The 24,870-nt window shown below is 66.5% G+C and carries 18 protein-coding genes and 2 pseudogenes; 16 read left to right on the top strand and 4 right to left on the bottom strand.

Features of this window, described 5'->3' with window-relative positions; translation table 11 throughout:
• Nucleotides 1–183 (bottom strand): hypothetical protein (locus tag V7E46_RS19915; protein WP_333769670.1); only part of this gene is annotated, 183 nt, incomplete at its 3' end.
• Here V7E46_RS19915 and V7E46_RS19910 point away from each other — a divergent pair.
• The 3 genes from V7E46_RS19910 to V7E46_RS19900 all read left to right on the top strand — a co-directional run bounded on the left by V7E46_RS19910 (nucleotide 182) and on the right by V7E46_RS19900 (nucleotide 3,191).
• Entirely contained in the window at nucleotides 182–382 is a 201-nt protein-coding gene (locus V7E46_RS19910; RefSeq protein ID WP_333769669.1) for a hypothetical protein, read from the top strand. The genes V7E46_RS19915 and V7E46_RS19910 overlap by 2 nt on opposite strands.
• 380 nt (nucleotides 383–762) lie before the next feature.
• On the top strand, nucleotides 763–1,461 hold the full coding sequence (locus tag V7E46_RS19905; protein ID WP_333769668.1) for a plasmid mobilization relaxosome protein MobC: 699 nt from the start codon (nucleotides 763–765) through the stop codon (nucleotides 1,459–1,461).
• Complete coding sequence (locus tag V7E46_RS19900; RefSeq protein WP_333769667.1) at nucleotides 1,458–3,191, top strand: relaxase/mobilization nuclease domain-containing protein; 1,734 nt, start codon at nucleotides 1,458–1,460, stop codon at nucleotides 3,189–3,191. The genes V7E46_RS19905 and V7E46_RS19900 overlap by 4 nt, the downstream gene beginning before the upstream one ends.
• 25 nt (nucleotides 3,192–3,216) lie before the next feature.
• On the opposite strand, the gene V7E46_RS19895 is transcribed toward V7E46_RS19900, so the two are convergent.
• The 3 genes from V7E46_RS19895 to V7E46_RS19885 all read right to left on the bottom strand — a co-directional run bounded on the left by V7E46_RS19895 (nucleotide 3,217) and on the right by V7E46_RS19885 (nucleotide 5,925).
• Nucleotides 3,217–3,870 (bottom strand): HNH endonuclease, encoded by a 654-nt coding sequence (locus V7E46_RS19895; protein WP_333769666.1) that lies wholly within the window; start codon nucleotides 3,868–3,870, stop codon nucleotides 3,217–3,219.
• Between the two features lie 328 nt (nucleotides 3,871–4,198).
• Nucleotides 4,199–5,056: a formylglycine-generating enzyme family protein gene (locus tag V7E46_RS19890; protein WP_333769665.1), complete on the bottom strand. Its 858-nt coding sequence runs from the start codon at nucleotides 5,054–5,056 to the stop codon at nucleotides 4,199–4,201.
• Nucleotides 5,057–5,133: 77 nt separating this feature from the next.
• On the bottom strand, nucleotides 5,134–5,925 hold the full coding sequence (locus V7E46_RS19885; protein ID WP_333769664.1) for an aminotransferase class IV family protein: 792 nt from the start codon (nucleotides 5,923–5,925) through the stop codon (nucleotides 5,134–5,136).
• 219 nt (nucleotides 5,926–6,144) lie between these two features.
• Here V7E46_RS19885 and fxlM (V7E46_RS19880) point away from each other — a divergent pair, with 219 nt between their 5' ends.
• The 13 genes and pseudogenes from fxlM (V7E46_RS19880) to V7E46_RS19820 all read left to right on the top strand — a co-directional run.
• The gene (gene fxlM, locus V7E46_RS19880) at nucleotides 6,145–7,812 is read left to right on the top strand and encodes a methyltransferase, FxLD system (RefSeq protein WP_333769663.1); all 1,668 of its coding nucleotides are present in this window, start codon (nucleotides 6,145–6,147) and stop codon (nucleotides 7,810–7,812) included.
• A 63-nt stretch (nucleotides 7,813–7,875) separates the two neighbouring features.
• Nucleotides 7,876–8,067, top strand: a complete 192-nt coding sequence (locus V7E46_RS19875; protein WP_333769662.1) for an FxLD family lanthipeptide — start codon at nucleotides 7,876–7,878, stop codon at nucleotides 8,065–8,067.
• 86 nt (nucleotides 8,068–8,153) lie between these two features.
• Entirely contained in the window at nucleotides 8,154–11,057 is a 2,904-nt protein-coding gene (locus tag V7E46_RS19870; RefSeq protein WP_333769661.1) for a lantibiotic dehydratase, read from the top strand.
• The gene (locus V7E46_RS19865) at nucleotides 11,054–12,295 is read left to right on the top strand and encodes a lanthionine synthetase C family protein (protein ID WP_333769660.1); all 1,242 of its coding nucleotides are present in this window, start codon (nucleotides 11,054–11,056) and stop codon (nucleotides 12,293–12,295) included. Before V7E46_RS19870 ends, V7E46_RS19865 begins: the two co-directional genes overlap by 4 nt.
• A gap of 16 nt (nucleotides 12,296–12,311) precedes the next feature.
• Entirely contained in the window at nucleotides 12,312–13,142 is an 831-nt protein-coding gene (locus V7E46_RS19860; protein WP_333769659.1) for a thiopeptide-type bacteriocin biosynthesis protein, read from the top strand.
• Nucleotides 13,143–14,639 (top strand): annotated as a pseudogene (gene fxlM / locus V7E46_RS19855) (methyltransferase, FxLD system); the annotation flags it as partial.
• A gap of 90 nt (nucleotides 14,640–14,729) precedes the next feature.
• Complete coding sequence (locus tag V7E46_RS19850) at nucleotides 14,730–15,845, top strand: hypothetical protein (RefSeq protein WP_333769658.1); 1,116 nt, start codon at nucleotides 14,730–14,732, stop codon at nucleotides 15,843–15,845.
• A 608-nt stretch (nucleotides 15,846–16,453) separates the two neighbouring features.
• The gene (locus V7E46_RS19845; RefSeq protein WP_333769657.1) at nucleotides 16,454–17,971 is read left to right on the top strand and encodes a class I SAM-dependent methyltransferase; all 1,518 of its coding nucleotides are present in this window, start codon (nucleotides 16,454–16,456) and stop codon (nucleotides 17,969–17,971) included.
• On the top strand, nucleotides 17,968–20,382 hold the full coding sequence (locus V7E46_RS19840) for an ATP-binding protein (protein WP_333769656.1): 2,415 nt from the start codon (nucleotides 17,968–17,970) through the stop codon (nucleotides 20,380–20,382). Before V7E46_RS19845 ends, V7E46_RS19840 begins: the two co-directional genes overlap by 4 nt.
• Entirely contained in the window at nucleotides 20,382–21,494 is a 1,113-nt protein-coding gene (locus V7E46_RS19835) for a hypothetical protein (RefSeq protein ID WP_333769655.1), read from the top strand. Before V7E46_RS19840 ends, V7E46_RS19835 begins: the two co-directional genes overlap by 1 nt.
• Before the next feature lie 1,164 nt (nucleotides 21,495–22,658).
• Entirely contained in the window at nucleotides 22,659–23,276 is a 618-nt protein-coding gene (locus V7E46_RS19830) for a glyoxalase (protein WP_333769654.1), read from the top strand.
• 244 nt (nucleotides 23,277–23,520) lie between these two features.
• Nucleotides 23,521–24,495, top strand: a complete 975-nt coding sequence (locus V7E46_RS19825) for an alpha/beta fold hydrolase (protein ID WP_333769653.1) — start codon at nucleotides 23,521–23,523, stop codon at nucleotides 24,493–24,495.
• A 103-nt stretch (nucleotides 24,496–24,598) separates the two neighbouring features.
• Nucleotides 24,599–24,870, top strand: a pseudogene (locus tag V7E46_RS19820) (GNAT family N-acetyltransferase); the annotation flags it as partial.

Here is a 24,870-nt window from a genome sequence, read left to right as displayed (position 1 = left end):
CCTCCACACACCACCCCAGCCGACGCCGCAGCACCAGCCGACCACGACGCCGCTGAATGACGCCGCCGCGCCTGCCCAGCACGCCCCAGCCCGCCCTTCGCCACCCACCGTGCAAACCAGGCCGGGGAGCACCACACCCACCACCCCGCGCAAGCGCACCGGACGACCGCCGGCGGCAACCATGGACCAGCTCCTCGCCATAGCCCGCCCCGCTGTCGCCGAGCACGGCCTCAGCCTGGCCGTGGTCAAGCAGGCGATAAGCGACACCGGTACACCGGTCGCCAGCTCTCGGCTGACGCAGTTGATGAAGCACCTCAAGGATGAACACGCCCCCGCCGCCGAAGCGGTGGAACCGGCGCGGACGCATCCTGCGGACGCCTGACCAAAGATCGGCCGACCAAGGCTCGCGCATGTCCGAGATCCGGATGTGCGGAACTCCGGCATGGGGCTTCCGCACATCCGGGCGCCGCTCTTCTACACCCCGAAGGCGGCTCGGCCAAACCGCCACCCGCCCCGAACCATGACCCGTGCAACGAGAGGACCCGCACCGTCATCCGCCACACCGAAAAGGCCCCGCTGGAGATCACCGTGAAGCCCACCCCAGAGACCGCCCAGGACGCCGAGGAAAGCCCCGCGCCTGCCACCAAGGCCCGTAAGCTGGCGGGTCTGTGGCGGCGGGCCTTCACCAGCACGGCTCCTGGCGGAGCCAGTTGTACCCAGTCTCCGACTGTTGGCCGGAGTCTGGGGTCCTCCGCCCCGGGGGTGGCGGAGAAGGCCCGGCGCGAGGGCGCGCCGGACGGAGAGGCGGGCGCCGCCAGCGGCCCCGACACGGACCAGCTCATCACCGTGCAGCGCACCGTCCTCGCGACCGCACACGTCGACGAGCGCCCTCACACCATGCCGACCAGCACCCCCGGCTCGGCCTCCAAGGCGGTCGGGCTCGACGGCGACGCCGAGGTCCGTGAGACGGTCGCCGTGTTCGTCCACGACAAGGTCCCCGCACTCGACGTGCCACCGCTGCCGAACCACCCCCAGGCCCAGGTGATGCCCAAGGGCAAGATCCGCAGGTTCAACGGCAAGCGCCGCAAGCTGCGTGTCGGGCCGGTCGGCTTCACCGAGTCCGAGCACGCCGAGCTTCTGTCCGCCGCCGAACGCCACGGCTACGGGGACACGATCTCCGGCTACTTGGCGGATATCGCGCTGGCATTCATCCGGGGCGCGTTCACCGTCGACCTGCCCCTGCACACCGGCAAGCAGGAGGTGCAGGAGTTCCGCGCGAAGATCCGCTGGGAGATCAACCGTATCGGCGTCAACATCAATCAGATGGTCTACGTCCTGCACCGCGACGACCGCATAGAACCGGACATCCGCGAACGCCTTGAGCACCTCGACCGCCTGCTCACCCACATCGCCCACGCGCTGCTCGTCCCCACCGACACCACCGAGGACGTGAACCGGTGATCCCCTCGGTGAAGAAGCCCGGTGGCAACACCCGCGGACTGCTGGCCTACCTCTACGGGCCCGGCCGGCACGACGAACACCACGACCCGCACATCGTGGCCTCCTTCAGCCCCCGCGGCCTGCCCGACCCCGGCCGCGACCCCGACGCCACCCTCACCGCTCTTGGCCAGATCCTCGATGCCCCCGTCCGCCTCCGCAACGAAGGTTTCGGGAGGAAGGTCACCGATCACGTGTGGCACTGCCCCGTGCGCGCCGCGCCCGGCGACCGCTACCTGTCGGACGCCGAGTGGGGCGAGATCGCCCGCCGTATCGTCCACGCGGCGGGTATCGCTCCCGACGGCGACCCGCTGGCCTGCCGCTGGATCGCCGTGCGCCACGCGGACGACCACATCCACATCCTGGCCACCACCGTCCGCGAAGACGGCCGCCGCCCCAAGATCCACAACTGCGGCATGCGCGCCCAGGCCGAAGCCCGCCTGATCGAGACAGAACTCGGCCTCCACCAGGTCACTCCCGGCGACCGGACCGGGGACCGCCGCCCCACCCAGGCCGAGATGCACAAGGCCGAGCGCCTCGGCTGGGAGACGACCAGCCGCCAGTGGCTCCAGGAACGCATCCGGGCCGCGATCCCGCACGCCGCCAGCATCGAGGAGTTCCTCGCCTACCTTGAGGCCGATGGCGTCGAGGTGAAGGTCCGCCGTTATCCCTCCGGCGACCTCCTGGGCTACAGCGTCGGCCGCCCCGGAGATGTGAAGGCCAACGGCGAGCAGGTGTACATCTCCGGCAGCAAGATCGCCCCCGACCTGTCCCTGCCCAATCTCCAAGCTCGCCTCGACGCAGGGCAGCCCGAGGAGTACCCGACGGCACGCCGTAACCGGCCCAGCACGAGCTGGCAGCGGGCCACCACCGCCCTCGACATCCTCCACAGCCACCTCGCCGACGTTGGGAGCGGGGGCAGCCGGGGTACGGGGGAGGAGGCCCAGGCTCAGATCACCGCCCTCGGAGAACTCATCGACGCCACAGCCCAGGCCGGACCGACCGAGCTACGGGACAAGCTGCGCGCCGCCAGCAGGGAGTTCACCCGCGCCCAGCGCTCCCGCATCCGCGCCGACCACCACACCGCAACTGGCTTGCGCCAGGCCGCACGCGACATCGCCCAAGCCGGCGACGGCAACGACGGCAGCACCTTCGCCGTCCTGCTCACCGCCCTGGTCTGGTCAGCGATCCTCGCCGCCCGCTGGCACCAAGCCCAAGGCCACCGCCAGCAGGCCGAAGCAGCCCGTACCGCGGTGATCCATCTGCAAACCGCCTACGACCAGGCCGCCGCCCCGCATCTCACAGCCCTCGCCCACCGGCAGCCCACCATGGAGATCACCCACACCCTCGCCGCACAAGTCCGCACCGCCGTCCCCGACCACGCCGACCGCATCCTCACCGACCCCCACTGGCCCACCCTGGCCACCGTCCTCGCCGACGCCCACGCAGCCGGCCACCACCCCCGCGCACTCCTCGCCGAAGCCGCCGCCCGCCGCGAACTCGCCACAGCCCGAATGCCCGCCAAAGTCCTCATCGGCCGCATCCAACACACCGCCCGCAACCCCGCACCCAACCCCCGCGCCGAAGCAGCCCGCCTCCGCTCCCACAACGCAGGCAACCTCCCCCGTGTTTCAACGCCGTGGTCTCCGATAGCACCCGTCCTCCCGGCTGCGAACCAGCGACCGCACCGATGAACCGGCGTGAAGTGGCATTTCCCGGCTACCTCTTGGCCCCCGCAAGCGCATCCCGAGCCACCTGCGAGGTGGTCAAGTTCCCGACCTGGGCGAGCGTCGTAACGAGGTCCGCCTGTCGGCGGTCTACCTGGATACGTCTCAAGTAGCGATCCGAGGGCCGGGAGGCGAGGTCTACCTCCTGTTCGCCGAGCCGGAGCAGGAACTCCGCGTGGACGAGAGCTCGCATGTGGGTCGAGAGGTTGCCCATCCGTGCAGCTAGGCGGTTCATTTCGCCCATCAGCCCCTCGGCGAGGTCGACTTCGAGGCGACGAAATGCTGCGCACACCTCAGCCTGCACGCTCTCAACGTGCTCTATGAGCCCTTCGGGGGTCGAATCGATCACGAGGTCGGGGTCGTGGTAGGTCTTGCCGCCAAAGAAGGAGGCCAGAAGATCGCTCGGGGGCCGAGCTTGGATGTCCCTCTTCCACCGGAGGACGGTCCGGTTCTTCTTGCTGCTATTGCATCTCCGGCAGGCAGGTACGAAGTTGCTCACGTCGTCACGTCCCCCCTCCTCCCACGGCACTACGTGATCCACCGCTTCCGCTGCTCCCCAAGAGCAGTAGGTACAATTCCTCTTATTTGCCGTAAGGACTACATTTCGGACGGTGCGTGGCAGCGTTCCTCGACTACTGGCTTCCATGCTCAAAGTATTGCGTTGACCACTGACAGTCGTGATCTTGAGGTGTTGAGGCAAGGTCGATCCCGATCCGCCCCGTGCCCAGCCACGGCAAGCAACGGGGCTTTCCGCCAGTCCACATGCGCTACATACGTCATCCAGTCGGCGCCAAACGTTGCTCACCAGATGAGGATCGTCGTGCTGCGCGTGGGACTGCCCGCCGACGCAGAATCATGGCCGGTTTGAACTGCTCATAGGGCTCGCTGAGTCGCCGACAAGCGAAAGTCGCGCCCTACGCAACCGCCTTGAACTACGCGGGTGATTCCCACACGCAAGCTCCCCCGGCACTTGGTTATGCGGGCGTGACGCAGCGGAATCCGGTGTCGTTGTCCTGCATCGTGGCGTTGGCAGCGTTCTCCCGTGACGGCGCAGCGCGCCCGAACGGGCTGCTGAACGCCGATCCCTTCAGCTGGTAGCGATCCGGCCCGTCGGTGCCCGGTGTGGAGCACCACTCCCACACATTGCCGCACAGGTCGTGCACCCCGTACGGGCTGACGCCGGACTGGTAGCGGGCGACGGGCGTCGTGCTGCCGATGCCGGACTCGGCGGTGTTGCACTTCGCGGCGGTGGGGTCGCCGCCCCAGGGGTAAGCGCGCCCGTTCGGGCCGCGGGCGGCTTTCTCCCACCGCCGGGCAGTGGGCAGCGCCTTGGCCGCCCAGCGGGCGTACGCGGCTGCGTCGTGCCACGTTACCCAGACGACGGGATGGTCGCGAAGGGCGCCGGGGCAACGCCCACCCAGCCAGTGCTGCGGGGGCCGGTGTCCCGTTGCGCGGACGAACTGCTCGTAGTCGAGGTTCGTCGTCGGGTAGACGTCGATGCGGTAGGCATCTTCCCAGATCGACCGGTCCTGCGGGCCGGAGAGGTAGATGCCCTCCTCGACGAGGACCATGATCTTGCCGTCGACCGGGTGCCTTATGGCGTGCGGGTTGCGGCGCAGCAGTTCCTCGGTGCGCTCGTCCTGGCCCACGGCGGCCTGCTCGGTGAGGGAGTGCGCGAACCGCCACTGTGCTTCCGGGGATGACGTGGAGAGCAAGGTGTCCAGAGCGGCCTGGTTGTTGGGGTGGGGCTTGATCGACTCGCCCCGCCCCTCCCAGTTCACGAGTTGCCGGGAGCTGATGCCGACCTTGGCGGCGAAGTCCTTTCCGTTCATGCGCAGCGCTCGGCGCAGGAGTAAGACTTCCCGGCCGGTCCACCGTGCGACCCCCGTCGTCACGTTCGCCCCCGGCTTTACAGCGTCTCGCCGGGGATGGACAGGTACGCGTCGCGGAGCGCGGCCAAGGTGGGGTTCTGCGTCGACAGTTCGGTGTCGTCGATGGCCGACAGGGCACGGACACCGATTGAGGTGTTCGTGGCGAAGGCGGCTGCCATGGCCTTGGCCTGGTCGACGGTGACGGTGGCGGTGCGGTGCTCGATGCCGGTGGCGTGCTGCCGCAGCAGCGCCATCGTGACGCCGGGCAGCACGGGGGCCTGCGGCCACACCACGGCGCCGTTGCCGTCGACGAAGGCGGCGTTCCAGGTGCCGCCCTCGGAGACGAGTCCGTCGCGGCCGACGAAGAGCGCGTCCTCGGCCCCGGCGAGCTGGGCCGCGCGGCGTGCGTGCAGGGCGCCGAAGAGGCCGCAGTGCTTGACGTGGGGGAGGTCGCGCTCGTACTGCACGCTCTTGGCACGCAGCGGTGCGGGAGGCAGCTTGCCGGCCGGGCGGACGGTGACGAGGACGCTCGGGTTCTCGGCGTCGGCGGGGTGGCCCATCTCGACGGCGGGGTCGTAGATCGTGACGCGGACGACACACGGTCCGGCCTGCCCGTCGAGGGCTTCGCTGACGTGGCCGCGGACGCGCCCGGTGTCGAGATCGACGCCATAGACGATCTTGCAGTCCCGTGCGAGGCGTTCCATGTGCAGCGTCAGCCCGCGGATGGTGCGGTCGGCGTCGACGCGCATGGACGTGAAGTGTCCGTAGTTCGTCAGGGCCAGGGGCAGGACGTCATCGGCGGTTGCGGGCTTCTCGTCAAGCGTTGCCATGGCACTCAGCATGTCAGGGCTCGGCGCCGGTGTGGCACCCCGAACTGCATTACTGACGAGTCAACTTCACCAGGACTTCCTTCCCTCTTGCGCGCCGCAAGGTGTTCGCTGGTCACCGAGCGACCACGCTTGGTGACTGAATCGGCCAGGCGTTCCGGGCGGCATTCCGATGCCGCGGATCGCCCGTTCCCCGCTCCCCGCGCGCCTAGGAGGTGTCAGATGAGCACTGCCGAGACGGTCGTCGTACCGGCTGCTGCGCAGCTGTCGCGTGCCTTCGAGATGGCCTTCGAGCCCGACCGGGTCTGGGTCAGCCGTTCGCGCCGGATCACCACGGCGGTCCTGGGGCTGTGGAAGGTGGGCGGGGCGCAGGCCGAGGACATCGTCCTCATCGTTTCCGAGCTGGTCACTAACGCCATCGAGCACGGCGACGGCGGCGTCGGGCTGCGAGTCCAGTGGTCCGGTAGCGACGTTCGCATCGAAGTCACCGATGACAACCCGGCCCCCGCCAGGATGCGCCTCTCTAGTGATGACGATGTGTCCGGCCGCGGCCTGCTCCTCGTGACAGTCCTGGCTCGGAGATGGGGCGTGACCGACGACGGCCGAACCACCTGGGCAACCGTCCGCATCGCCTCGCCCCCCGGGCCGGCCGCTAGCACCACCGCAACGGAAGTAGGTAATCGGATGACTGCAATCGACGGCTCGACGGATCGTGATCCCGACGTGCTGCGGGCGGACATGGTCCGCGCGCTCCGCGACGAGGACGGGATCATGACCGGGCCCGTCGCCGCCGCCTTCGCCACGGTGCCCCGGCACCGCTTCGCGCCGGATGCACCCCCGGAGGTGGCGTACAGCCTGCACCGCACCGTGCCGGTCAAGAAGGACGAGCACGGCATGGACATCAGCGTCATGTCCGCGGCTCACCTCCAGGCCGTCATGCTCGAACAGGCCGAGGTCGAGCCCGGGATGAACGTCCTGGAGATCGGTTCGGGCGGGGTCAACGCGGCGTACCTCCAGGAACTCGTCGGTGAAGAGGGCAAGGTGACCACGGTTGACATCGACCGCGACGTCATCGACCGCGCCCGTCGGTGTCTAGACGACGCCGGATACGGCCGGGTGAGAACGGTCCTCGACGACGGCGAGCACGGTGTGGCCGACGGCGCTCCGTTCGACCGGATCATCGTGACGGCGGCGGCATGGGACATCCCTCCGTCGTGGATCGGCGGGCTGGCGGAGAAGGGGCGGCTCGTCGTCCCGCTGACGGTGTGCGGGACGACCCGCAGCATCGCTTTCGACCGCGACGGCAGCGGACTGGTCAGCCGCTCCTACGGTCTGGCGCACTTCGTGCCCATGCAGGGCGAGGGCGCCGCCGAGGAGCGCAAGGTGATGCTGCGCGAAGGCGTCGCCCTGCAGACCGACGACGTGCGAGTGCCCCTGGAGCCCCAGGCGCTCGACGCGGCTCTGGACATGCCCCGGCTGGAGCGCTGGTCCGGCGCCGCGTACGACCTGCCCGACGAGCTGGACCTGTTCCTCACGCTCAACCTGCCGAGTCCGGCCCGCCTCCACGCCGCCCAAGCCGTCATCGACGGCGGCTTCGTGGAAGCGTCCGCTCTCAAGGGCGTTTCCGCGCTGGTGAGCCGCGACAGCTTCGCGTACCGCACGCGCCGGGAGAACGCCGCGACGGGCGGCTTCGAGAGCGGCGTGGTCGCCCACGGCCCACAGGCCGAAGCGCTCGCCGACCAGTACGCCGACCTCCTCCGCCACTGGGCGCAGAACCACCGCCGGCGGGGAGCCGCGACCTTCCGCTACCTGCCGGGCCCCGCGCCCAAGCCCCTGCCGGAGGGCGCTGTGCTGCACCGCCACGGCATCGTCACCGCGATCTGGACCTGAGACTCCGGAGTCGTACGGCTCCGGGACCACGCACCACCCACGAACCACTCCAAGGAGGCATGCATGACCGTGCAGATGGAGCGTCCCGTGACGCCCCCGCAGCCGGAGGGCGCCCTCGCGCCCGCCGAAGCGGCGGGGGACTGGGACCTCGACATCACCATCGTCGAGGGCGGCCCGGCCGCGGACCAGCTCATCCGCCTGACGAGCGACGGATGCAACTCGACGTGCGCCACGGCGTGCGTGAGTTGCCCGTAGCCGTGCCGTAGGTACCGACCGCATTCGGAGCGGAGCCCGACCGCGCGCAACTGACGGTCGGGCACCGCGCGCCCAGAGGGGGACACATGTACCGGTACGTCGACGCAGCCTTGATCCGGGCCGCTGCGGGTCACCCCGACACGCAGGTCACCTGGCCTGACCTCGTCAGTACCGCCTCGGGCCCGACATCGTGGCGGGCCTGGTTGCAAGAGGTCTGGCGGATCGGAGACTTCGCCGACGCCGTCTCGGCCGCCAGTCCCGATCTCGCGTCCCGTGTCGAGCAGATCTGCACCGGCGACCACTTACTGGATCCCACGGTCCACCGCGTCGTCCTGGCCGTCCTCCGCTACCTGCTCCGCGCCCGCACGCGAGCCACGCCCTTCGGACTCTTCGCGGGTGTCGCGGCGGCGCGCATCGGCACCGTCCCCACGCTGCGCCTCGGTCCCGAGCACCGTCCGACGGCCAGAGCCGAGGCCATACAGAGCAGGCCGCTGATCAGCCGCTTCGAGCAGCACCCGGCGTTGCGACCGCACCTGATGCTGCTCACCTCCACCCTCGCCGTCGTACGCAACGACCATGTGGCCATCGACCACCGGTCCGGCGGGAAGCCCGACGCAGGGCCCGAGCACGTACGGATCCGTATGACGGAGCCCGTGCGGGCTGCTGTCGACGGCGCTCGGAGCCCGATTCCGTGGTGCGACCTCGCGGCGAAGCTCGCGGCCCGCTTTCCCGACACCTCACCGAACCTGATCGATATGCTTCTCGCGAGCCTGGTCACGCAGCAGTTTCTGCTCACCAGCCTGCGTGCGGCGATGACGACTAACGACCCGCTTGCCGGCCTCCACGACCACGAGCACCAGCTGTCCGCCCAGGAGAGGGCAGAGGTCCGCGCGACTCCGCGCCGCGCGCAGGACCTTCTGCTGGACTGCGATCTGACCATCCCCGACACCGTGGCCCGTGAGGCAACTGCTGCGGCGAAGGCCCTCACCCGGCTCGCGCCCCGGGCCGCCCTGACCGGCTGGGCCGATTGGCACGGCCGCTTCCTGAACCGGTACGGGCCGCGAGCGGTCGTCCCCGTCCTGGACGCCATCGACGCACTCGGCTACCCGCCCGGCTACCTCGGGGCCACCGCGGCGCCCACGCTCTCGCCCCTGCCCGACCGGGACGGCCGCCTCATCAAGCTCGCGCACGCCGCCGCAATGCAGGGCCGACTCGAAGTCGTGCTGGACGACGGCGCTCTGGAAGCCCTGGCCACCACGGATCCCGACCACCCCGTGCAGCCCAGCACCGAACTGACCCTGCGCATCGATGCCACAGACGCCTCAGCACTTCAACAGGGCGCTTTCACCCTGCACGTCGTCGGCGTGGCCCGCTCCGCCGGCGCGACCACCGGGCGTTTCCTGGACATGCTGCCCGACGAGGACCGGCGCCGTATGACCGAGGTACACGCCGCCCTCCCGGGAGTTCACGACGACGCCCTCGTCGCCCAGATCAGTGCCGTGCCCTTGTCCGTACGAGCCGAGAACGTCGTCCGCGCCCCGCAGGTGACCGAGCTGGTGATCTCGCTGGGCGAGTACCGCGGCCCGGACAGCAGGCTCCTTCCCGTTGCGGATCTCGCCGTCACCGCGGACGCCGAGCAGCTCCACCTCGTCTCGCTCTCCCACCGCCGCCCGGTACACACACTGCTGCTCAACGCTGTGGACCTCGGCCTGCACTCGCACCCCCTGACACGGTTCCTGGCCGAGGCGCCTGTCGCGCTGGCTGTCCCCTGTACGGGATTTTTGTGGGGCACTGCCGCCTCGAACCTGCCCTACCTGCCCGCCTTGCGCTACGGCCGCACGATCCTCTCCCCGGCCCGTTGGCTCCTCGCCCGTGGCGACCTACCCACCGCGTCGGAGCCGTGGTCGCAGTGGGACGAAGCCCTGAGCCAGTGGTGCCGTGACGTGCGCCTTCCCGAGCGGGTGTACCTGAGCGAAGCCGACCAGTGTCTCGCCCTGGACCTGACGGAACCCTCGCACCGCGCTCTGCTTCGCGCACACCTCGACCGCGACGGCACCGCGACCCTGCGCCCTGCGCCCGAGCCCCAGGACTTGGGCTGGATCGGAGGCCGCGCTCACGAGGTGGTGATCCCCCTGGTCTCCGATCAGAACCGCACCCCCGTACGAATCCCGCCCCACGTCGTCACTCAGGAACACGGCCGTCTCCCCGGCAATGGAGAGTTTCTCTACGTCCAGCTCCACGGAAACCCGTCCAGGCAGGACGACATCCTCACCCGCTATCTGCCTGCCCTGCTGGACGAACTCACGCCTCCCCGATGCTGGTTCGTCCGCTATTCCGACCCCGACCACCACCTCCGCCTGCGCCTCTCCTGTATCCCAGGCTCCCTGGGGACGACCTTCGAGCACGTCGGTGCCTGGGCCGAAGTGCTTCGCCGCCACGGGCTGATCGCCCACGTCAGCGCGGAGACCTACTACCCGGAGATCGCCCGGTACGGCGGCCCAGCGGCAATGGACGCCGCGGAGGCGTACTTCGCCGCCGACTCCATCGCCGTGCTGGCTCAGCTCGCCGCCGGACTGGCGAAGAACGCATCCGACGCCCGCGCCGTGACCGCCGCGAGCATGGTGGACATCGCCGCCGGCCTGCTCGGCGACCGCGCCGGGGCGATGGGCTGGCTCATCGCGCACACCCGCACCGATGCGACCGCCCCTCCTCGCGCCGTCCACCGGGAAGCCGTAGAGCTGGTGCACACCCACCCCGTCGGCCTGGATGAGCAGACTGCCGCCGCTTGGTCCGCACGAAGAACGGCACTGGCCAATTACGCCGACGCCCTCCTCACAACAGGTACGGACCCCGGCGACTTGCTGCCCGACCTGCTGCACCTGCACCACGTACGCATGCACGGCCCCGGCCTGCCCGAAGAGCGCACCCACCTGCACCTGGCACGAGCCGCCGCCCTGAGCTGGACAGTCCGATCGAGGAGAACGGCGTGACCACGGCCCCCGCCTCCGCCGCCCTGTCAACCGCCGACAAGGTCGCGCACGCCCTGCGCGAGCCGAGCAGCGCATGGCCCAACGGCCGACCCGCCGGTGGTCGCGCGTGGCCCCAGTCGCTGGCCGGAGGCGCCTGCGGAATCGCGCTCCTGCACATCGAACGCGCCCGTACCGGCTACGGCGACTGGGACACCGCGCACACCTGGCTCGCCGAGGCCGTGTGCGGCGAGATCAGCGCCGCCAGCAACGCGAACCTCTACTTCGGCGCCCCCGCGCTCGCCTTCGTCACGCACCGCGCGGCCAGCTCGTCAAGTCGCTACCTGCCGCTCCTCAACCGCCTGGACACCGCCACCCTCACCGTCACGCGCATGAGGATCGCATCAGCCCACCAACGCATCGACCGCGCCGAACACGTCCCGATGGAAGAGTTCGATCTGATCCAGGGGCTGTCCGGACTCGGCGCCTACCACCTCAGCCGCCACCCCCACCACGAGATCACCCGGGACACCCTGACCTACCTCGTACGACTGACGGAGCCGCTGGGCAGCTCGACAGGACTGCCTCCCTGGTGGATGGACGTCGCCCCCACCGGAGCGCCCCGTCCCGACTACCCCGGCGGTCACGGCAACTTCGGCCTCGCGCACGGCATCGGCGCTGCCCTGGCCGTACTCTCCCAAGCGTTGCTCCACGGCGTAACCGTGCCCGGCATGAGCGGCGCCGTCGAGCGGATCTGCACTTGGACCGACCGCTGGCATCAGGGCGATGACAACCGTCCCTGGTGGCCCGGCCACATCACCGCACGACAATCAGCCGCCCACCACGTCCACGCCGATCTCCGCCCTCGTCCCTCCTGGTGCTACGGAGCCAGCGGCACCGCCCGCGCCCAGCAACTGGCCGGGCTCGCCCTCGGCGACCCGGCCCGCGTGCAACTCGCCGAGAATGCGATCCTCGACGTCCTGCGCGACCCGGACCAGGTCGGGAAGCTCACCGAGATCGGCCTCTGCCACGGCATGGCCGGCCTGCTGCACGCTGGATGGCGCATGGCCACCGAGACCGGCAACTGCCAGATCGCCGCGGAGTTGCCGCACCTTGCCGAGCGACTGATCGTCGCGCTTGAAGAGAACACCCACGACCCGGAACTTCTCGACGGAAGCGCTGGCGCGGCACTCGCCCTGCATACCTACGCCACCGCGGTCGCGCCCGCCCCGCACTGGGACACCTTCCTAGCCCTGGCCTGACCCCCGGAGAATCCTTATGCCCCAACCCACTTGGCGCCAGGTCAACGTGGCCTTCCCGGACTGGGAACGCGCCGAGGCCATCGCCGTAGCCGAAATCGCCCCGCTCATGGAGTCCGCGGAAGACGCCGGGGCCATCGCCACGTGGTTCTTCGTCCGCAAGCACCCTTGCTGGCGAATCCGTTACGCGCCCGTCGCGAGCCTGCAGGACGCCATCGACGACCGCCTCGAGGCGTTGGTCGCAGCCGGAAGCGTCACCGGATGGACGGAGAGCGTCTACGAGCCCGAAGTGCACGCTTTCGGTGGCACCCCTGCCATGGACTCGGCCCACCAGTTCTTCCACCACGACAGCCACCACCTCCTGCACTTCCTCCACGGCGACACCGCACGGCACAGGCGCGAGACCTCCCTGATGCTGTGCAGCCTCATGCTGCGCGCCGCAGGCCTGGACTGGTACGAGCAGGGCGACGTCTGGGCCCGCGTCGCCGCCCATCGCCCGCTACCGGCCGTTCCCGAGCCCGACAGCAACCAGCGACTCCACGCCGCCGTACGCCGTCTCATCACTGTGGACCCGCAGCACGCGATGCAGCCGGGAAGCCCGCTCATAGGCGCCGAGGCATGGGCCGCGGTCTACACGGCAGCCGGAAGCGACCTGGCCCGCCTCAATCAGACCGGGCGGCTCCACCGCGGAATCCGCGATGTCATCGCCCACCACGTGATCTTCGCCTGGAACCGCCTCGGCCTGCCTTACTCCACACAGGCCGTTCTCACGGCCGCCGCGCAGACGGTCATCTTCGGCCCGGACACCAGCACCGAAAGGAGCACCGCGCACCGTGTGGAAACTCTCTGACACACCGAGTGGATAGCCGCGTTCGAACGCGCCGGCACCACGCTGGCCAACCTCGCCAGTACGGGCGGGCTCTCGCGCGGTCTGCGCGCCGTCATCGCGCACCACGTGATCTTCCACGCCAACCGCGCCGGTCTCCTCCCAGACGACCAAAGCGCCCTGTTCACCACAGCACGAGAGGCAGTCATGGGATCGAGTGACAACACCGCGTCGCCCACGGAGGGCACGTCCGCGACCACTAGCGTCGGGGCGATGACTACCGAGACGATCGCCCCCAACGGGGCCGAGGCCGCACGACTCCGCAACGCCTTGGTCGACCAGATCCGCAAGATCGGATACGCCCGCACGCCCGCAGTTGAGAACGCGTTGCGTACCGTTCCACACCACCTGTTCGTGCCAGACGCCTCCCTGCAGGACGCGTACGCCAACAGTCAGGTCGACATCAAGTACGACACCGACGGCACGTCGATCTCCTGCGCCTCCCAGCCCAGCGTCGTTGCCCTCATGCTCGACCAACTCGATGCACAGCCCGGCGAACGCATCCTCGAACTGGGCGCCGGCACCGGCTACAACGCAGCCCTTCTCGCCCACCTCGTCGGCGAGAAGGGCCACGTCACCACCATCGACGTCGACGAAGACCTCGTGGACGGCGCCCGCGCCCACCTGGCCGCTGCCGGATTCACCAACGTGGAGGCCGTGACCCGCGACGGCGCACTCGGCCACGCCGAGGGCGCACCGTACGACCGGATCATCGCCACCGTCGGCGCCCACGGCATCCCGCACGCCTGGCTCGACCAACTCGCCCCCGGCGCGCGGCTCGTCGTCCCCCAGCGCCTCAAGGGAAGCGTCTCCCGCTCCATCGCCTACGAGCAGCACGACGGCCGCTGGACCAGCGTCAGCAGCAAGATGAACACCTTCATGCCCCTGCGCCGCGGCATCGCCGACGACGACCGCCGCATCATCCCCCTCAGCACGGACGGCACGGTGCGGCTCCAGGCCCCCGCCGGACAGCCCATCGACGCCGAGGCCCTGGCGGGCGTGCTCCACCAGCCTCGCACCGAGGCTTGGACCGGCATGACGGTCCAAGCCTCTGAGTCGCCGGAATGGATGGAGCTGTTCGTCTCCGGCTGCCTGCCGTCCGGACTGATCCGGATGCTGTTCCCGGCAGCCGCCAAGGGCACGCTGCTCACCGACGACCCGTACCCCTCCTCCACCGCGGCCGTCGAGAAGGGCGCCGTCACCTACCTCGCCCGCCGCCTGCTGGAGAGGACCACGCCCGAGGGCGGCAAGCTCTGGGAGTTCGGCGTCATCGGCCACGGCCCCGGCAGTGACGAACTGGCCGCGAAGGTCGCCGAAGCGGGCCGCACGTGGGACCGCGACTTCCGGGGTCACGAGGCGTCCTTCGAGATCCAGCGCCTCGACGACCCCGTGATCGAGCAGCGAACCGGCCTGTTCGCCATCGACACCCCGCTGAACCGCATCGTCGCCGACTGGCGGTGATGCCGGCCCAGGCGTAACGGAGGTGGAGCCCGTAGCGCAGTCGGCGGGCTCCACCATCCCCTACCCACACTGTCACCCCAAGGGGGCCCCGTGGACCCGTACGGCCAGATAGCCCGACGCTTTCCGCTCGTTGCCCGCTTCCGCCCCGCCTGCCTGCCGTTGCCCGACCGCGTACACGCGCTGGTCGATCTTGCCGGGCGAGCTGCTGCGCAGAACGACCAGGGCCTGGCCTCCACCATCTTCAACCAGTCCGCTCTCCTCGCCTCGGACGTCGGCCTTCCCGACCTCGCCAGGGCGATGTGCCACCGGCACGCCAACGCCTACTTGCTAGCCAGCCCGCTGACGGCATCCAGCGCCATCCGAGGACTGGAACCTCTGGTCAACCTCGCCCGCTTGCAGATCCGCGCCGGCAACACTGACGACGGCCGCCAGCGGCTCCTGGACCTCTACGAGGCAGTCGGCGCCGGAAACAGGGTGGCCTTCGAGGGCATCGCCGTTCCGCCCGACCTCATGCGCACCGAAGACGACCGGCGGGAAGTCCGGGCCTGGCTGTGGCGCGTCCTGCTCGCCGACGGCACACGCACCCTGACCACCACAGGACGGTGGCGACAAGCCCTCGCCCTCATCGAACAACACCACGGCGTCGGCACCCGCATGCTCGACGGCCGCCAAGTCGCCGTGGTCGCCGCGCTCACGGACGGCGATGTCGACCGGGCTGTGGAACTCGTCGCCGCCACGGTGGAAGGAGAACCGTGGGAGCAAGCTGTCACCGCATGCCTGGCAGCGCTGTGCCGCCGCGAGGCGGGACGTGATGACGGCTCCCGCCTGGGCGAGCTGGTGACCTCGTACTTGTCCCGCGAGGACGATCCAGGGCTGACGGTGTTCGACGTGCGGCTTGGGCTCGCGATCTTGGACATCGTAGGAAGTGCAGAACCCCCTCTGGCCCGCACCATCGTTGACGACCTGGCCCGCCATACGGCGACGGCGAGGGACGGATACGCCGCCCGTGAAGTCTTGTCCGACCACCTGTTCAACGCGCTTGCCACGGATCGCCAAATCCAAGAGTGCAGCGACCTGGTCCGGGCCTGCGGCCTCCGGTCTGGGACGCTGCTCGAGGAATACGCGGCCGATCTGTCGACTGGCCTGGACATTGGCGAGGCGATCATCACCAGTTCCCTGATCGCCCCAGCATCGTTGGGCGCGTAGCGGCCTTGCAGTCGGGTGGGTTGTCCGCACAGCCCCCTACGCCCTCCCTGGCCCACTCCCGATGGTCCAGCGGGTCTTGCGGGGCAGGTCCGACAGCAAAACCAGCACAGCCGCCCGCCTCGCCGACGAGGTTCGTGTCGGGCGAACTGGCCAGAGGTACCCGGCAGGCCACCGACTAGACCCGCTCCGCCGATCCATCGCACGCCGCGCCGACTTCCAGCCATTAGATCTACATGAGCCGCCTGTGCGTTCAATGTCGTGAACTACGCGGTGACAGACGGTATCGTCAGGCCAACCCCGAGTGCGGCAGGGTGGGGAGTCGACCGTTGGGCATGTATGTCAACGTGCACACTAGTGAGATGACCACGCCTCAAAATGACCCAGATTTGGTCAAATCGGTCGTCTCTTGGTGTCGACGATCCTCAGTCGACCCCTTGACTCAGGAGATGATCCCCGGCGCAACGTTGAAGCAACGCCAACCCCTTGCCGCTCTGGGAGGGCTGGTGGCCGCTCTCGCTGAGACATACGGCCGGACCACCGGCTCCCTAGACCGCTGGCCGGACGCCGTGACGTCCTGGGCCAAGGCAGCTCCGCGCCCTCCTACGGACATGGTCTCAGGCATTCGCTCAGCACTTGAAAACGAGGGCAGCGGTCTGTTCGCTGCTATCTATGAACGTATCGTCGCCGGCCCGAACCGTCGACACCTTGGGACATTCTTCACTCCCGCAGCCGTTCTTGAATTCATGGTAACCCGCGCAAAATCCGTTTCCCAAAACCCCGCCGTTATCGTTGATCCAGGCGCAGGAGTCGGCGCATTCACTGAATCTGCCCTCCGGGAATGGCCACATGCATCCGTACACGCAATTGATGTAAACGTTGTGACGCTAGGGTTGCTGGCAGCACGGTGCTCTACCTTGCAGACCAGCCAGGAACCAATTTTTCACCATGCCGACTATTTGGACTGGATTCAGGCCGAGAAGCCGCGCGATGATGCGCAAAAGCTTTTTATCGGAAACCCGCCCTACACGCGCCACCACCTCATGAATCCAGCAACCAAGAAACTTGCGAAAGCCGCATCGGGGAAGCTCTGCCCTAGCGGTCAGGCAGGACTATCTACGCACTTTCTTGCAGCAACTCTTAGGAGGATGCGAGCACGGGACACTCTGTGCTTCCTACTTCCGACTAACTGGCTGGAGACTAACTATGGGAGGCATATTCGCGAGTACCTCTGGCAACTACACAGTCGCCTGATCGAAATTCACCTGTTCCCCCATGGGGCATCCGTATTTCCGAACGCGCAGGTTTCGGCCATGGTAATCCTTATTGGTCCAGAAACGCAACGCAAGCAAGAAATGCGCTACTTCCAGGTTATCCAAAACCAGCGCGGAAAGTACGTAGCAGAGTCCGTCACAAAGAGAAGGCGCGCCGGTAGCGCTCCGCTCATCTTTACGCGCGAGAGCTTGTCGCAAAGGGTAAAGGGCCAGATTGGCGAAAGATACGCATCAGCCAAGCCATTGAGCGACCTTGCTACGGTTCGGCGAGGAGTTGCAACTGGCGACAACAGCTTCTTTCTCCGCACAGACGCCGAGGTGGCCCATCTCCCAGAAGCAGCATACGTTCGAGCCCTTCCTAGCCTGCGAAATATCACGTTCGACGACCTGACCCCTGAGCTGCATGACACCATGGGAAAGCAAGGCGCGAGGCGTTGGCTCCTTCGTCTAGAAAAAACAGATTCTACCGATCCTGCGGTTGCCGAGCTCATGCACCAAGGGGAGAAGAAGGGAACACCCGAGCGGTACCTCTGCAAGATCCGTACGCCTTGGTACGCCGTTGAAGAGGTACCGATTCCAGATATCTTGATCGCCCCGATGTCGAAGTCGGAATTCAAGGTGGTGAGTAATACCGCTCAAGCAATTCCCACGAACTCTCTCTATGGGATAAGGCTGCTCGATCGGGCTGTGGCCGAGCTATTTGCAAGGCCACTGACTCTATGGCTCCAGAGTGAAGACGGCCAAAAATCACTGCGAGCGCTAGCACGCCGACACAGTGATGGAATATTCAAGCTGGAGCCGCGTGCTCTCTCTGGATTGCGAATCCCAAACCACGTATTTGAGCTAGGCGTATGAGCCGTCTCGACCAAATATATGCGCAGGAGAGAAACATGGATGATTTTCGCTTCACTGTTGATACCCATCTCTTTCGCGAGTTGGGCGAACTACTTGTTGGCCGGGACAGCACTGCTCTGATCGAGCTCATCAAGAACGCTTACGATGCAGACGCGACACGGGTCCAGGTCCGGGGAGTAGAACTCGCAAAATCCGGCACGATAGAGATCATCGATGACGGAAACGGCATGACTGGGGAGGTCTTCAAAGGAGCTTTCCTGCGGATCGCCGGCCGATATAAAGAAGGTGGAAGCCGACGTAGCCCACTCTACGGGCGAAGGTATACGGGCGCCAAGGGAGTGGGCCGCCTTAGCGCTCACAAACTTGCTCGTAGGCTAGAGGTGACATCGGTACCCAACCCTAATGTATTCAACGCAGAGCACATCGACTCACTGACCGGAGTTCGAGCGCAAATTGACTGGGATGCTCTGGAGAATCTAAACGAGACACTTGACACCGCCACTAGTGGCTTGAAGGTGGACGTTCTTGCTAGCCCTGACCAAGGCTTTTCGGGTACTACTCTCAAGCTGAGCAGTCTCAAGTCCTCGTGGCAACCTGCACAACTGAATAGGTTCCTCGATGAGCTGCATTCTGCTCGTCCTGCACCAGAGTTGGTTAGCCCACCTGGCAAGAATATCGTAAGCGAAAACAGTCTAATCGGCGAAGTTCAGCCAAGTTCGACAGGCCAGAATGACCCAGGTTTCCAGATCATCACCGAGGGGGACCTGCATACTGGCGAGTCTCTTTGGGTTGAACTGATCTCTCGGTCTCATTGGCTGCTTGAAATTGATGCCACAGGCCCGCTTGTTCAATACTCTATTCAACCCACGCGTGCGTATTCCGAGCGGCTGAGTGACAATCGATCGTACGTTTTCACGCGAGCGCATCCAGCTCCTAGCGCCGGCCCTCACTTCAAGGCACGTATCTACGCCCGCGAAGGGTCACTCGGCACTAAGAATCGGGCCTCTGAACTCATCCGCTTCAACTCACGTCGCGGTGGTGTCAGGGTGTATCTGGAAGGGTTCCGAGTCCTTCCTTACGGAGGCCGTCGTGATGACTGGCTCGGCCTCGATAGGGACTATGCTCGTAAGCCGCGAACCTTCGAAATCGATTTCGCTGAGACATCAAGCTCGGTACTCCTTCCTCAAGAAAACGAGGGTTACCTGAGCCAAGGTAACGACCAATACTTTGGCGCAGTATTTCTAACTGCAGATGAGGCTGAGTCACTTCGGCCTGTGGTGAACCGAGAAGGATTCGTAGAAGACGAGTCGTTCGAGATTCTGCGAGACCTCACTCGGACAGGAATCGACCTGGTTACGCGGGCCCGCGCCGCAAATCTGAGGGAGCGGCAAGCACGGGAAGAAGAGGAAGAAGAGGTCTACTTGCAGAGCCGTCTCGCGCACGGGACTCCGCAAGATTCCGAAGATGAAAAAGAAGCCACAAGTGCGGCGGAAGGACGGGCTGACCAAACACCCACGCCAGACCGACCGAAGTCAACTGTCAAACGCCCCTTGATTACCGCGCGCCAAGAGCTAACCATCCTAGGAGACACGCCCAATCTCCCGCAAGAAGCTCGCGCGCAGGTTGAACGCGCCCAAGTTGCCGTCGAACTAGCTGAATCACGCGAACGCGCCTGGGACGAAGAACGCACAATGCTTCGCGTTCTGGCGGGCGTTGGGCTTCAGTTCGCGGCCTTCGTACACGAGATCAATGGGATCTTGGGGCAAGCAAATACTGTGCGCGAGTTGGCTAACTTCCTTGTATCAGCTAGTCCAATGGAGCGACGCCAAATCCTGAGTCAGCTGTCCGACGCCGTGGAGCAACTCGTTCAATCACTCGCTCGGCAGAGCAGCTACCTCACGGATGTCGTGGGGCCTGATGCCAGGCGCAGGCGCAGGCGTATGCGCCTACCGGAGATCGTGAGCTCCTCGACCCAGCTTCTATCTAAGACGATGAGGGAGCGGGGAATCCATCTAACTCTCGATTTGGAGTCGAGAGCAAAAACACCACCCATGTTCCCCGCTGAGATGACGGTTATCATGACCAATTTGTTGACCAATGCTGTCAAGGCAATCGGCGACAGTGGAAAGGTGATCGTTAGCGGATATGAAGACGGGGCAGGAAACACGATAATCCGCGTTGAGAACACGGGAAATCGGGTCGACCTGGCCGACTCTGAGCGATGGTTTCAACCCTTCGAGTCCACGACTACGGAAATTGATGTCGTGTTGGGTCAGGGACTAGGGCTCGGTTTGCCGATCACTCGCAGGATTATCGAGGAGTACGGCGGAAAGATTTACTTTACTAAGCCAACTGCTGGTTTCGCTACAGCTGTCCAGATCTCTCTTCCACCGCAAGGAGTCAAGGCATAATGGAAAGCTCGAAAAAGCCTCACATTCTCATTGTCGACGACAAGCCCGAAGCCGAGGAGGGTCGCGCAGGAGTCATATCCGCTCTAGGTCTCCGGGCCACCGTGAAGACTCCGCAGGAAGTTACCATTGCGGACATTCAGAGTGCGTCCGTCGTGGCAGTAGATGAGTATCTAGAGTGGGACGGAAGTCTACATCCCGATACCCCAGCCTTTTTCCCGGTGGACGGCTTGGCGGTTATTCGGGTACTTCAAAGGCACGCGTGGGCCAACCAGGTATCTCCGGCTTTCGTTTTGCGGAGCGGTGAGCTCGCCAAGCTCGGAGCGGCTCTGCCGGCGGGAATCCGTGAGTCTGCCCTAGCTACTCAGCATGACCTTGACTGGGCATTCAACAAGAATGATGAGAGAGAAAGTCGACGTATTGTAGAACTTGCTGCCGCCACGCATAGTCTGCGGCAGGTATTCGCTGGAGACACCGAATGGGATGGCGGTGCGGGTTGGCTTAAGCTTGAGGAGAGCGATTGGAGCAAGCTTGCCATGTCACAAGTAGATGCGTGTCGACCACCCGACAGTTCGGTCGCAGACTACACGGCTGGCTCTTCCTGGCTTCGGTGGTTTACTCAAAAAATTCTTCCTTACCCTAGTTTTCTCCTGTCTGACCTGCACGCATCCCTTCGTCTCCGTCTCAGTCCCCGATCCTTCGCGGATGTAATTGCGTCGGACTCTGAACTGTCCCACCTACTGCGGCCGTTCCAATATCGGGGTCACCTTCAGGACTTCTGCGGCCGTCGATGGTGGCGGGCTGGGATCGAGATGCTGCTTGATGAAATTGTTGCTGACGCAGATTGGGAGACAAGTGAAACTGACGCTCTGAGCATGAGACTTTCGGAGCTGCATGGCGACGAACTTGATTTCACCGAAGAAGCACATCCAGTGGTGGTAATCAATTCAGACTACGTCGAAAGCCCTTGGGTAATTGACTCTGCAGAGGCAGTCCGGCTTAGTCCGGATCTGTGGCCCGTTTTTGCTGATGAACCATGGGCAAGTATCGAAGATGTACGGGATGATGCCACTCTCAAGGTTTTGGTGGCGAAAGAGGATCGTGCACGGATCTGATGGGGGGAATTTCGGGCGTGGGAGAATCCACCGTTACTGGTCAAGCCGAGAAGCGTTCGGTTGTCACAGACACTGGACCTCTGCTTTCTTTTGGCCACATACCTAGGGGGATAAGGCTATTCCGTAATAGGTATTACGGTCGCATCTTCTGGACCGAGGCTGTTTCGGGCGAATTGACCAACCACTCACGTCGTCGTGATGCGGTAGGGGACGCCGCTCGAAAATGGGACGCTCGGGCAAAAAGGTTCCTTGGTGAGCCAGCCCAGATGGGTGACGAGCAAGCAGTTCAGGCCATGCGGGCGCAAGTGCAGGCCGTCTCTAGCCATCATGACCCCTCGTCTTCATCGGCGGCTGCTGACCAGGGTGAGTCGGAGGTCTTGGTATTTGCGCAACAAGATGGTCACGCAATGCTTTGCAATGAGAACGCAGCCACTGCTGTAGCGCGTGCTATCGGCGTGGACACTTTTTGCGCCGCAGATGTTCTTGCCTCGGATGTTCGGGACGGGTACATAACACGCCACGACGCATACACCTATGTGCGGAGCATGGTTAGTGTCGGCATCGATCCGGGGAAGACGGTGCGCGGCCCACTCGATTTCACAAGATGGAGAAATTTCGCTCCCTAAAGCGTGCGCTGACGGCAACAGGCGAGGCCGTGTTGCAGCCGAGCCGTCCGTATGCCGGAGAGTAAGGGTAAGGGCGGACTCGGCGTGGCTAAGGGGAGAAAGGTGAGTGTCTAACTGCGTGACAACGCCGACGAACAAGGGCGGACGATCGCGAACGCCAGCGGACCATTAGCGCAGGTGAGGCCCGCACCAGCCCAAGGAAGCACCCCCACCCGAGTTGCTTCGGACGAAGCGGCCGTCCGTACAGCAGCGGAGTACCGCAACCACCGCAACCGGCGGCGGCTCGCATCGGCCGTCAGAGCCCCTCGCGCAGCCTGTATGAACCCCATCGTCCGTTCCGGCTAGAGCTACGGATCAGAAGGTTGCAGGTTCGAATCCTGCCGAGTGCACCACAGGTCAGAGCCCCGCCCGGGTCACCCGGAGCGGGGCTCTTTCGTGGTGCTGACCGCGACGCTGACGCCAACCGCCGAGGGTGCGGCGGCTGAAACGGTCAGGTTTCGAGAAGCGTGCGGTACGGTGCCGCGCATAGCTTCGGGGCATGACCTCCATCGAATCCGTCACCCTTGACGCGGCCGACCCTGCGGCCGCCGGCCACTTCTACAAAACCGCCTTCGGGCTCGGCGACGAGCTGCGCGTGCGGGCCGGGGAGGCGGCGTCGACCGGCTTCCGCGGGTTCACGCTGTCGCTCACCGTGGCCCAGCCGGGCAACGTCAACGCGCTCGTCGATGCCGCCCTCGACGCCGGTGCCACCGCGGTGAAGCCGGCCGCGAAGTCGTTCTGGGGCTACGGGGGCGTCGTACGGGCGCCGGACGGGGCGCTGTGGAAGATCGCCACCTCGGCGAAGAAGGACAAGGAGCCGGTCACCCGGGAGATCGAGCAGTTCGTGCTGCTGCTCGGGGTCGACGACGTGATCGCGGCCAAGCAGTTCTACGTCGGGCACGGCCTCACCGTGGGGAAGAGCTTCGGCCGCAAGTACGTGGAATTCGTGGCGCCGCCCTCCGGCCCGGTCAAGCTCGCGCTGTACGGCCGTCGCGCCCTCGCCAAGGACGCGGGCGTCTCCTACGAGGGCACCGGATCGCACCGGCTCACGATCGACAGCGACGCCGTGCCCTTCACCGACCTCGACGGCTTCGCCTGGCAGACCGCGTCCCGCTGAAGCACCCCAGGCGGTGCCCTCCTTGGCGCTCACAGGCCCCGCCCGGGCCGCCGGCGAAGTCCAGCACCGGTGGAGCCCAGACCTACGAGGCCCGGCCGCCGGGGGAGACCGGGGCCGCCCACCGAAAGAGCACCGCGCCGGACCGCGTTGCCGGACCGGCAACAGCAGTCGCCGCCCCGCACCACCCCCGGCATGATCGGAACCCGATCTCAGCGCATCGCGGATCGGAAGCCCGGGAGGAATCATGGCGCACACGGAGGCCACCCACCGGACGGTCCCCTCGCCCGCCGGCCGGATCCACCTCGTGGAGCAGGGCGCCGGCCCCCTGGTGCTGCTCGTGCACGGCTTCCCCGAGTCCTGGTACTCCTGGCGCCACCAGTTGCCGGTGCTGGCCGCCGCCGGATACCGCGTGGCCGCCATCGATGTCCGCGGCTACGGGCGTTCCTCCAAGCCCGGCGCCGTCGACGCCTACCGGATGCTCGATCTGGTGGAGGACAACGTCGCGGTCGTGCACGCGCTGGGCGAGCGGTCCGCCGCGGTCGTCGGGCACGACGTGGGCGCGGCCGTCGCCGCCAACTCCGCCCTGGCCAGGCCGGATGTCTTCCGCGCCGTGGGGCTGCTCAGCGTGCCCTACGCGCCGCGCGGCGGACCGCGGCCCGGCGAGATCTTCGCGCGCATGGGCGGGGACGAGGAATTCCTCGTCCCCTACTTCCAGCGACCCGGCCGCGCCGAGGCCGAGATCGAGCCCGACGTACGCGGCTGGCTCGCCGGTTTCTACGCCGCCCTGTCCGCGGACACCATGCCCTCGTCCGACGCCTTGGACCCGCATTTCGTCAGCCGGGGCGGGCGGTTGCGCGACCGCCTTCCCACCGGACCGCGGCCCGGATGGCTCGGCGAGGACGATCTCGACTTCTACGCGGGGGAGTTCGAGCGGACCGGCCTGAGCGGGGCGCTCAACCGCTACCGGAACATGGACCGGGACTGGGAGGACCTCGCCGCCTTCGACGGCGCCCCGATCACCCAGCCGTCGCTCTTCGCCGGCGGCAGCCTGGACGCCTCCACCACCTGGTTGGCCGACGCGATCGAGGCCTATCCCCGTACGCTGCCCGGCCTGGTCTCCTCCCACATCCTCGACGGCTGCGGCCACTGGATCCAGCAGGAGCGCCCCGCCGAGGTCAACCGTCTGCTGACGGACTGGCTCGCCGGCCTGCCGGCCTGACACCCCTCGGCTATGACCGCTGCATCCTCATGCGCATCACCGTACAGCTATGCAAGGGCCGCTCTCGGGGCGAGTGTCAGACCCCCGCTCTACGGTGGTCGGTATGGAAGAAGCGCGCGGTCCGCAGGTCGAGCTGGTGGCGTGGGGAGAGGGGGATTTCTGGTTGCTGGAACGGGTCAACGCGGTGGAGATGACAGACCACCTCGGTGGGCCGGAGAGCGCGGAGCAGCTGGTGGCGCGGCACCAGCGGTACGTCGCGCTGGACCCCGGGGGGATGTTCCGGGTCGTGGCGGCGGGGAGCGGGGAGACCGTCGGGTCGATCGGCTATTGGGAGCGGGAGTGGCAGGGCGGCACGGTGTGGGAGACCGGGTGGGG

Source organism: Streptomyces sp. IBSBF 2435, assembly GCF_036815005.1.
Classification (GTDB): domain Bacteria; phylum Actinomycetota; class Actinomycetes; order Streptomycetales; family Streptomycetaceae; genus Actinacidiphila.
The sequence above is the reverse complement of the archived record's forward strand: the minus strand, read 5'-3'. Positions and strand labels throughout refer to the sequence as shown.